This is a genomic window from Micromonospora sp. NPDC051300, from assembly GCF_044455315.1.
In the GTDB taxonomy this organism is placed as follows: domain Bacteria; phylum Actinomycetota; class Actinomycetes; order Mycobacteriales; family Micromonosporaceae; genus Micromonospora; species Micromonospora robiginosa.
In genome coordinates this window covers 134,491-143,512 of the sequence record NZ_JBITEP010000007.1, presented here as the reverse complement: position 1 = coordinate 143,512, position 9,022 = coordinate 134,491, and the positions used below count along the sequence as shown (strand labels likewise).

Genomic DNA, 9,022 nt, shown 5'->3' with positions numbered 1-9,022 from the left:
GGCTCAGCCGAGGTCGACGACGAGGGGCCGGTGGTCGGAGATGGTCGACGGCGGGGTGGTGGCGGCGGTGACGGGTGGGAGCCGGTCGAGGTGGTGGGGGTCGGCGAGGATGTGGTCGAGTTGGACGCGGGGTTGCCCGGCCGGGTAGGTGGCGAGGCGGGCGAGGGGCCGCCAGCGGCTGAGGGTGGCGGCGGCGCCGGCGGGGAGGTTGAGGTCGCCGAGCAGGATCCGGGGGGCGGGTAGCGCGCGCAGGGCGCGGACGACGCGGCGGAGTTGCCAGGCGTTCCAGCCGGGGACGAAGGACAGGTGGGTGGCGGCGACGGTGAGGGGGCCGTGGGGGGTGTCGAGGACGGCGGCGAGCACGACGCGGGGTTCGTCGCGGAGCAGGAGGAGGCCGCCGCCGGGGCCGGGGACGTAGATGGGTGAGCGGACGGGTGCGGCGCGCAGCCGGGTGACGTGCCAGGAGCGGACGGGGTGGCGGCTGATCAGGCCGACGCCGTAGAGGGGTTCGCCGTGTCCGTCGTCGTCGTGGGTGAGGGGGCGGAACTGTTCGCCGGGGGTGCCGACGACGGCGGCGGCGAAGCGGTGGTGCGCGGCGTGCAGGGCGCGGGCGGCGTGGGCGGTGATGTCGAGGTTGCCGCTGCGGGTCTGGTCGCGGTCGACTTCCTGCAGGGCGAGGACGTCGGCGTCGAGGGCGGTGACGGCGGCGGTGAGCCGGTCGGGGTCGACGAGCCCGTCGGTGAGGGAGCGGCCGTGCAGCAGGTTGAAGGTGGCCAGGCGCACCTGCACACCCTACGTCGCCGTGGCAGGCTGGCCGGGTGCTGAAGCTGTTGTGCTGTTCGATGGTGGTGTTCGTGGCGGTGGCGTGCGTGGGGTTGTGGGTGCGGCGGCGTCGGGGCCGGTGAGGCTGGCCACAGGTGTTCTCCCCGGTGGTGGCGGGGTGGGCAGAATGCGCGGCGTGGATGCGTGGGCGTTGACGACGTTGCTGTGTGTGGCCGCCCTGGCGGGGTGGGTGGACGCGGTGGTCGGTGGTGGTGGGTTGGTGTTGTTGCCGGCGTTGTTGGTGGCGGCGCCGGGGGTGCCGGTGGCGACGGCGTTGGGGACGAACAAGTTGGCGGCGATCTTCGGGACGTCGACGGCGGCGGTGACGTATGCGCGGCGGACGAAGCTGGACTGGGCGGTGGCGGGTCCGGCGGCGGGGTTGGCGGTGGTGACCGCGGGGGTGGGTGCGGCGTTGGCGGGTGCGGTGCCGGCGGGGGCGTACCGGCCGGTGGTGTTGGCGGTGTTGGTGGCGGTGGCGGTGTTCGTGGTGACCCGGCCGCGGTTGGGCACGGTGGCGGTGCCGTCGCGGCGGACCCGGTGGCGGGTGGTGGCGGCGGTGGTGGTGGCCGGGTTGGTCGTCGCGTTGTACGACGGGTTGATCGGGCCGGGGACGGGGACGTTTCTGGTGGTGGCGTTCACCGCGTTGGTGGGCGCGGATTTCGTGCACGCGTCGGCGATGGCGAAGGTGGTGAACGCGGGGACGAATCTGGGCGCGTTGGTGGTGTTCGGGGTGGGCGGGCACGTGTGGTGGTGGTTGGGGGCGGCGATGGCGGTGTGCAACGTGGCGGGCGCGGCGGTGGGCGCGCGGATGGCGTTGCGGCGGGGCGCCGGGTTGGTGCGGGTGGTGTTGCTGCTGGTGGTGGTGGCGTTGGTGGCGCGGTTGGCCTACGACCAGTGGATGGTGGGTTGAGGTGGCGGTGCGGGCGGAGCACGACCGGGCGGTGTTGGCTGCCCTGTTGGGTCGGGATCCGGTGTTGCACGCCTACCAGTTGGGTGATCTGGACGATTTCTTCTGGCCGTACACGTCGTGGTTCCGCTCCGGCGACGAGGTGGTGTTGCTGTATCACGGGGTGGAGTTGCCGACGTTGTTGGCGTTCGCGGCGCCGGAGCGGGTGGCGGCGTTGTCGGGGTTGTTGGCGCGGGCGGCGCCGGTGTTGCCGGCCCGGTTGTGGGCGCACCTGTCCCCCGGTCTGGAGGCGACGGTGGCGCGGTGGTTCACGGTGTCGGAGTCGGCGCCGCACGATCGGATGGCGTTGACGGATCCGGGGCGGTTGGCGGCGGTGGCGCCGCGGGGTGAGCCGCTGGGTGTGGCGGATCTGGCGGAGTTGCGGGAGTTGTACGCGGTGGCGTATCCGGGGAACTGGTTCGATCCGCGGATGGTGGAGACGGGTCAGTACGTGGGGGTGCGGGAGCGGGGTCGCCTGGTGGCGGTGGCGGGGGTGCACGTGTTCTCGCCGCGGTGGCGGGTGGCGGCGGTGGGCAACGTGACGACGCGGCCGGACGCGCGGGGGCGCGGGTTGGCGGCGGGGGCGGTGGCGGCGTTGTGCGCCCGGCTGTCGGCGTCGGTGGATCACATCACGTTGAACGTGCGGTCGGACAATGTGGCGGCGGTGCGGTTGTACGGGCGGTTGGGGTTCACCCGGGTGGCCGGGTTCACCGAGTGCGCGTTGACGCGGCGGGTGCCGTCAGCGGCTGCGGCTGGGTGAGTCGAAGCGCCCGGCGCGGATCTCGCGCAGCGCGCGGCGGCGGGTGTCGCCGCGCAGGGTGTCGACGTAGAGCCGTCCGCGCAGGTGGTCGGTCTCGTGTTGCAGGGCGCGGGCGAGGAAGCCGCTGCCGGTGATGGTGAGCGGTTCGCCGTGCTGGTCGTAGCCGTGGGCGGTGGCGTGCAGGGCGCGGGGGGTCGGGAAGTAGAGCCCGGGGATGGACAGGCAGCCCTCCTCGTCGTCCTGGAGCTCGTCGGACAGTTCCAGGGTGGGGTTGACGAGGTGACCGCGGTGCCCGTCGGCGTGGTAGACGAACACCTGGGTGTTGACGCCGATCTGGGGTGCGGCGACGCCGGCGCGTCCGGGCGCGCCGAGCAGGGTGTCCATCAGGTCCTGCACGAGGGCGCGGAGTTCGGCGTCGAAGGTGGTGACCGGTTCGCTGGGGGTGCGCAGGACGGGGTCGCCGATGATCCGGATCGGGCGCATAGTCATGCCCGGAAGGTTATCCGTTGCTTACGCGCCCGGGGGCGGGAGCAGGCCGGTGTCGGCGATGCGCTCGCGCAGGGGGCGGCGGCGCAGCGCGTCGAGGACGGCGTACAGCTCGTCGGCCAGGGGCACGGGCAGTTCGGTGTCGAGGCGGCGTACTGCGGCGGTGGTGGCGGCCCATTCGGCTTCGACGGCGGGCAGCAGGGCGCGGGCGCGGTCGGTGAGGGTGACGATGCGGTGGCGGGCGTCGGCGCCGGGGGCGAGGGTGACCAGGCCGGCGTGGCGCATGCCGGCGACGGTCTGGCTGGCGGCGGAGTGGGTGACGCCGACGCGGGCGGCGAGGTCGCGGATGGGTAGCGGCCCGTCGGCGACGAGGACGCGCAGCACGGGTGAGTAGCGGGGCCGGTAGTCGGTGAGGCCGAGGCGGTGGTGCACGGCGGCGACGTCGGCGTCGAGGGTGTCCAGGACGTGGCGGAGCAGGGTGCCGAGGGCGTCGCGGTGGGGGGCGGTCACGTCCGCTAATGTAACAGCGCTGTTGCATCTTGCCGGGGAGGGCCGCGCGCATGTATCCACCGATCGAGCCGTACGCGTCGGGGCGCCTGGACGTCGGCGACGGCCAACTCGTGCACTGGGAGACCTGCGGCAACCCGGACGGGCGGCCGGCGCTCGTGGTGCACGGCGGCCCCGGCTCCGGCGCGGGCGCGTCGTGGCGGCGGCTGTTCGACCCGGCCGCCTACCGGGTCGTGCTGTTCGACCAGCGCGGCTGCGGGCGCAGCACCCCGTCGGCCGCCGACCCGCACACCGACCTGTCGGTCAACACCACCGGGCACCTGGTGGCCGACATGGAGGCGCTGCGCGCGCACCTGGGCGTGGAGCGGTGGCTGCTGTGCGGCGCGTCGTGGGGTTCGGCGTTGTCGCTGGCGTACGCGCAGGCCCACCCGGGGCGGGTGAGCGCGCTGGTGTTGTTCAGCGTGGTGGCCAACACCCGCCGGGAGATCGAGTGGGTGACCCGGGACATGGGCCGGGTGTTCCCGCGGGAGTGGGCGCGTTTCCGCGACGGGGTGCCCGCCGCCGAGCGCGGCGGCGACCTGGCCGCCGCGTACGCCCGGCTGCTTAACGACCCGGACCCGGCGGTGCGCGAGCACGCGGCGCGCGACTGGTGCGACTGGGAGGACGTGCACGTCTCGCTCGCCGGCGGGTACGCGCCCAGCGCCCGCTACGCCGACCCGGTGTTCCGCTACGGCTTCGCCCGGCTGGTCACCCACCACTTCGCGAACCTGGGTTTCCTGCCCGACGGTCAACTGCTGCGCGACGCCGGGCGCCTCGCCGGCATCCCCGGGGTGCTGGTGCAGGGCCGCCTGGACGTCAGCGGCCCGCCAGACGTCGCGTGGCGGCTGACCCGGGACTGGCCGGACGCCCGGATGGAGATCGTCGAGTCCGGCGGGCACGGCAGCGGGCACGGCGTCGGCGAGCGGGTGGTCGCCGCCCTGGACGCGTTCGCCGCGGCCTCCTGAGCGGCAGGCGGTCCCGCCGGGCGGCGGGCGGGGGCTCAGCCGGCGGCGAGCAGCGCCCGCACCGGGGCGGCCTTGGCGGCGGCCTCGGCGACCTCGGCGGCCGGGTCGCTGCCCCAGGTGATGCCCCCGCCGGCCCACAGGTGCAGCCGGTCGGCGTCGGCCACCGCGGTGCGGATGGTCAGCCCCAGGTCGAGCCGGTCGGCCCCGACCCAGCCGAGGGCGCCCATCCCGGCGCCCCGGCCGACCGGCTCGCGCGCGGCGACCTCGGCCAGCGCGGCGTGCTTGGGCGCGCCGGTGACCGACCCGCCGGGGCACACCGCGCGCAGCAGGTCGGCCAGGCCGAGGCCGTCGGCGGGCGCCGCCGACACCGTCGACTCGGCCTGCCACAGGTCGCACCAGCGGCGCACGGCGAACAGCTCGTCGACGCGCACCGAGCCGGTGCGGGCCACCCGGGCCAGGTCGTTGCGTTCCAGGTCGACGATCATCACGTGTTCGGCGCGTTCCTTGGCCGAGGCGAGCAGCTCGCGGCGACCGGCGGCGGTGGCCGGGCGGGTGCCCTTGATCGGGCGGGTGACCAGCCGGCCGCCCTGCACGGCGATCAGCGTCTCCGGTGACGCGCAGCCCAGCGTCCAGCCGGGCCCGGACAGGGTGCCGCCGTAGCGGGCACCGGGCAGCGCGGCGAGGCGGGCCAGCGCGGCCCGCGGGTCGCCGGCGTACCCGGCGGCGGCGTGCCCGACGAGGTTGACCTGGTAGACGTCGCCGCGGGCGATGGCGGCGCGGACCGCCTCGACGGCGTCGGCGTGCGCGGCGGGGGTCCAGCTGTCGTGCCAGGCGCCCAGCCACCAGCCGCCCGCAGCGGGCGGGTGCGGTGGCGGGGTGTCGGCGTGTCGGTAGACGACCACGACCAGGTCGGGCAGCGCCGGGGCGGGGGTGGGCGCGCCGGTCGGCGCGCCGATGGCGTCCGCGCCGGCGGCGGCGGACAGGAACAGCGCCGCCCCGCACACCCCGTGCCGGTCGTGCCGGCCGGGCCGGGTCAGGTCGTCGACGGGTACGCCGTGTGCGGCGAGGAAGCGCTGCGCCAGGTCGGTGGGGTCGCCGTCGTCGCCGACGCGCCACTGCAGCCGGGCGGTCTCGACCAGCCGGGCCCGGCAGGACGGCGGCGCGCCGGGCACGTCGACAGGCACGTATGGGAGCGCTTCCACGACGTCTGGACGGTTCCGGCTCATCCGTTCAGCCGATTCTGGGTGAACAAGCCGCAACCTTGCTCGATGCCGCGCAGTTTCGCTTGGTACTGTGCGTCACTGGTCATGTGAACCATGACACAGTGCCCCCACAGTCCGGAGAACCCGATGTGTCAGCACCAGCCCACCTGCCCCTCCGCCGACGCGACCGACCGCGAAGCCGCCCGCGTTCTCGCCTGCTTCCCTGAGCAGGGCTGGAGCCTGCTCTGCAACGGCGTCATCGTCTTCGAGGACACCGGTGAGCTGCTCCCCGACGGGCGGACCATCGCCCCGCACCGGGGACCGGCCCGCCACGCCCTCGTCGCCTGAGCGTTCACGCAGCGTCAGTGAGCGTACGCGCCGACGGTGACCGTCGGCGCGCCGGCCGGGGCGGCGAGCGCCCACCGCCCCGGCGTGCACACCCTCACTCCTCGAACGCCTCCGGCGCGGGGCACGAGCAGACCAGGTTCCGGTCGCCGTACGCGCCGTCGACCCGCCGCACCGGCGGCCAGTACTTCCCCGCCCGGTCCACCCCACCCGGGTAGGCGCCCACCGACCGCGGGTACGGGTGCGGCCACTCGTCACCGGACACCATCGCCGCCGTGTGCGGCGCGTTGGACAGCGGGTTGTCCCCGGCCGGCCACTCTCCCGAGCCGACCTTGTCGATCTCCGCGCGGATGGCGATCATCGCGTCGCAGAACCGGTCCAGCTCGGCCAGGTCCTCGCTCTCGGTCGGCTCCACCATCAGCGTGCCGGCCACCGGGAACGACATCGTCGGGGCGTGGAAGCCGTAGTCGATCAGCCGCTTCGCCACGTCGTCGACGCTGACGCCGGTGGCCTTCGTCAACGGCCGCAGGTCCAGGATGCACTCGTGCGCCACCAGGCCCTTGTTGCCGGCGTACAGGACCGGGAAGTGCTGGCGCAGCCGCACCGCCACGTAGTTCGCCGCGAGGACCGCCACGCCGGTGGCCCGGGCCAGCCCGGCCGCGCCCATCATCCGCAGGTACGCCCACGGGATCGGCAGGATCCCCGCCGACCCGTAGCGGGCCGCCGAGATCGCCGGCCGCCCGTCGACGTGCCCGCCGACCGGGTCGCCGGGCAGGAACGGCGCCAGGTGCGCGCGCACCGCCACCGGCCCGACACCCGGGCCGCCGCCGCCGTGCGGAATGCAGAACGTCTTGTGCAGGTTCAGGTGCGACACGTCCGCCCCGAACCTGCCCGGCTTGGCGAACCCGACAAGCGCGTTGAGGTTCGCCCCGTCGACGTACACCTGGCCGCCGGCGTCGTGGACCTTCGCGCACAACTGCGCGATGCCCGTCTCGTACACCCCGTGCGTCGACGGGTAGGTCACCATGATCGCCGCCAGGGCGTCCCGATGCTTGTCGATCTTCGCGTCGAGGTCGACCAGGTCGATGTTGCCGTCGGCGTCGCAGCCGACCACCACCACCCGCATCCCGGCCATCACCGCCGACGCGGCGTTGGTGCCGTGCGCCGACGACGGGATCAGGCACACGTCGCGGTGCCCCTGACCCCGGTCGCGGTGGTAGGCGCGGATCGCCAGCAGGCCGGCCAGCTCGCCCTGCGACCCGGCGTTGGGCTGCACGCTCACCGCGTCGTAGCCGGTCACCTCCGCCAGCCAGCCCTCCAACTGGGCGATCAGCCGCCGGTAACCGGCGGTCTGCGCGTCGGGCGCGAACGGGTGCAGGTGCGCGAACTCCGGCCACGTCACCGGTTCCATCTCGGTGGTGGCGTTGAGCTTCATCGTGCACGACCCCAGCGGGATCATGCCCCGGTCCAGCGCGTAGTCGAAGTCGGCCAGCCGGCGCAGGTAGCGCAGCATCGCCGTCTCCGAGTGGTGGGCGCCGAACACCGGGTGGGTGAGGAAGTCCGAGGTGCGGGCCAGCCCGGCCGGCAACGCCGCGTCCACGTCGCCGTCGACGCCGTCGACGCCGAACGCCGCCCACACCGCCGCGACGTGCGCGGCCGTGGTCGTCTCGTCGCAGGACACGCCGACCCGGTCGGCGTCGACCAGCCGCAGGTTCACGGTGCGCGCGGCCGCGGCGGCCACCACCTCGCCGGCGCGTCCGGGCACCGTCGCGGTGACCGTGTCGAAGAACGGCCCGTCGGCCACCTCGACACCGCCGGCGCGCAGCCCGGCCGCCAGCCGCGCCGCCGCCGCGTGGGTGCGCCGGGCGATCGCCCGCAACCCGTCCGGGCCGTGGTAGACCGCGTACATGCCGGCCATCACCGCCAGCAGCACCTGCGCGGTGCAGATGTTGCTCGTCGCCTTCTCCCGCCGGATGTGCTGCTCGCGGGTCTGCAACGCCAGCCGGTACGCCGGGTTGCCGTCGGCGTCACGCGACACCCCGACCAGACGGCCGGGCAGCATCCGCTCCAGGCCGGCGCGCACCGCCAGGTAGCCGGCGTGCGGGCCACCGAAACCCATGGGTACGCCGAACCGCTGGGTGGTGCCCGCGGCGATGTCCACGCCGATCTCCCCCGGCGGGCGCAGCAGCGTCAACGCCAACAGGTCCGCCGCGACGGTCACCAGCGCGCCGGCGGCGTGCGCGGCGTCGACGAGCGGGGCGTGGTCGCGCACCGCGCCGGACGCCCCCGGGTACTGCAGGTGCAGGCCGAAGAACTCCGCCGGCAGCTCCTCGACGTCCAGGTCGAGCACCCGCACCTCGATGCCCAGCGGTTCGGCGCGCCCGGCGATCACCGCGATGGTCTGCGGCAGCGCGTCGGCGTCCACCACGTACACCGGGCTCTTGACCTTGCTCGCGCGGCGGGCGAGGGTCATCGCCTCGGCCGCGGCGGTGCCCTCGTCGAGCATCGACGCGTTCGCCGTCGCCAGGCCGGTCAGGTCGGTGACCATGGTCTGGAAGTTCAGCAACGCCTCCAACCGGCCCTGGCTGATCTCCGGCTGGTACGGCGTGTACGCGGTGTACCAGGCCGGGTTCTCCAGCACGTTGCGGCGGATCACCGCCGGGGTGTGCGTGCCGTGGTAACCCAGCCCGATCATCGACACGGCGACGGTGTTGTCAGCGGCCAGGGCGCGCAGCTCGGCGATCGCCTCCCGCTCGCCGGCCGGCGCCGGCAGGTCCAGGGCGCCGTGCCAGCGGATCACCTCGGGGATCGCCGCGTCCATCAGCTCGTCGACGGAGCTGTGGCCGACGGCCTCCAGCATCCGGCGCTCGTCGTCCGGCCCGGGGCCGATGTGCCGGTCGGCGAACTGCTCTGCGGTCATGCGCTGCGCTCCTTGTGGGGGCGAGGTCGA

9 protein-coding genes are annotated in these 9,022 nt (G+C 74.7%); 4 read left to right on the top strand and 5 right to left on the bottom strand.

Annotated features, from left to right (window positions below; translation table 11 throughout):
• Positions 1-3: 3 nt before the first annotated feature.
• Complete coding sequence (locus ACIA5A_RS10555; protein ID WP_396759180.1) at positions 4-783, bottom strand: endonuclease/exonuclease/phosphatase family protein; 780 nt, start codon at positions 781-783, stop codon at positions 4-6.
• Between the two features lie 166 nt (positions 784-949).
• Here ACIA5A_RS10555 and ACIA5A_RS10550 point away from each other — a divergent pair, with 166 nt between their 5' ends.
• Both ACIA5A_RS10550 and ACIA5A_RS10545 read left to right on the top strand, forming a co-directional pair.
• Positions 950-1,732, top strand: a complete 783-nt coding sequence (locus tag ACIA5A_RS10550; protein ID WP_396759178.1) for a sulfite exporter TauE/SafE family protein — start codon at positions 950-952, stop codon at positions 1,730-1,732.
• A 1-nt stretch (position 1,733) separates the two neighbouring features.
• Positions 1,734-2,528 (top strand): GNAT family N-acetyltransferase, encoded by a 795-nt coding sequence (locus ACIA5A_RS10545; protein ID WP_396759175.1) that lies wholly within the window; start codon positions 1,734-1,736, stop codon positions 2,526-2,528.
• On the opposite strand, the gene def is transcribed toward ACIA5A_RS10545, so the two are convergent.
• Positions 2,508-3,017 carry a peptide deformylase gene (def, locus tag ACIA5A_RS10540; protein WP_396759172.1) on the bottom strand — a complete coding sequence of 170 codons (510 nt, stop codon included), beginning with the start codon at positions 3,015-3,017 and terminating at the stop codon, positions 2,508-2,510. The genes ACIA5A_RS10545 and def overlap by 21 nt on opposite strands.
• A 21-nt stretch (positions 3,018-3,038) precedes the next feature.
• Positions 3,039-3,524 (bottom strand): MarR family winged helix-turn-helix transcriptional regulator, encoded by a 486-nt coding sequence (locus ACIA5A_RS10535; RefSeq protein WP_396759169.1) that lies wholly within the window; start codon positions 3,522-3,524, stop codon positions 3,039-3,041.
• A gap of 50 nt (positions 3,525-3,574) precedes the next feature.
• On the opposite strand from ACIA5A_RS10535, the gene pip reads away from it, so the two are divergent.
• Positions 3,575-4,525 carry a prolyl aminopeptidase gene (pip, locus tag ACIA5A_RS10530; RefSeq protein WP_396759167.1) on the top strand — a complete coding sequence of 317 codons (951 nt, stop codon included), beginning with the start codon at positions 3,575-3,577 and terminating at the stop codon, positions 4,523-4,525.
• 35 nt (positions 4,526-4,560) lie between these two features.
• Here pip and ACIA5A_RS10525 read toward each other — a convergent pair whose 3' ends face one another.
• The gene (locus ACIA5A_RS10525) at positions 4,561-5,751 is read right to left on the bottom strand and encodes a chorismate-binding protein (protein ID WP_396759164.1); all 1,191 of its coding nucleotides are present in this window, start codon (positions 5,749-5,751) and stop codon (positions 4,561-4,563) included.
• Positions 5,752-5,874: 123 nt separating this feature from the next.
• Here ACIA5A_RS10525 and ACIA5A_RS10520 point away from each other — a divergent pair, with 123 nt between their 5' ends.
• Positions 5,875-6,075, top strand: a complete 201-nt coding sequence (locus tag ACIA5A_RS10520) for a DUF5999 family protein (RefSeq protein WP_013286363.1) — start codon at positions 5,875-5,877, stop codon at positions 6,073-6,075.
• A 94-nt stretch (positions 6,076-6,169) separates the two neighbouring features.
• Here the strand turns inward: ACIA5A_RS10520 and gcvP are convergent, their stop codons facing one another.
• Positions 6,170-8,992 (bottom strand): aminomethyl-transferring glycine dehydrogenase, encoded by a 2,823-nt coding sequence (gene gcvP, locus ACIA5A_RS10515; RefSeq protein ID WP_396759160.1) that lies wholly within the window; start codon positions 8,990-8,992, stop codon positions 6,170-6,172.
• Positions 8,993-9,022 lie beyond the last annotated feature (30 nt).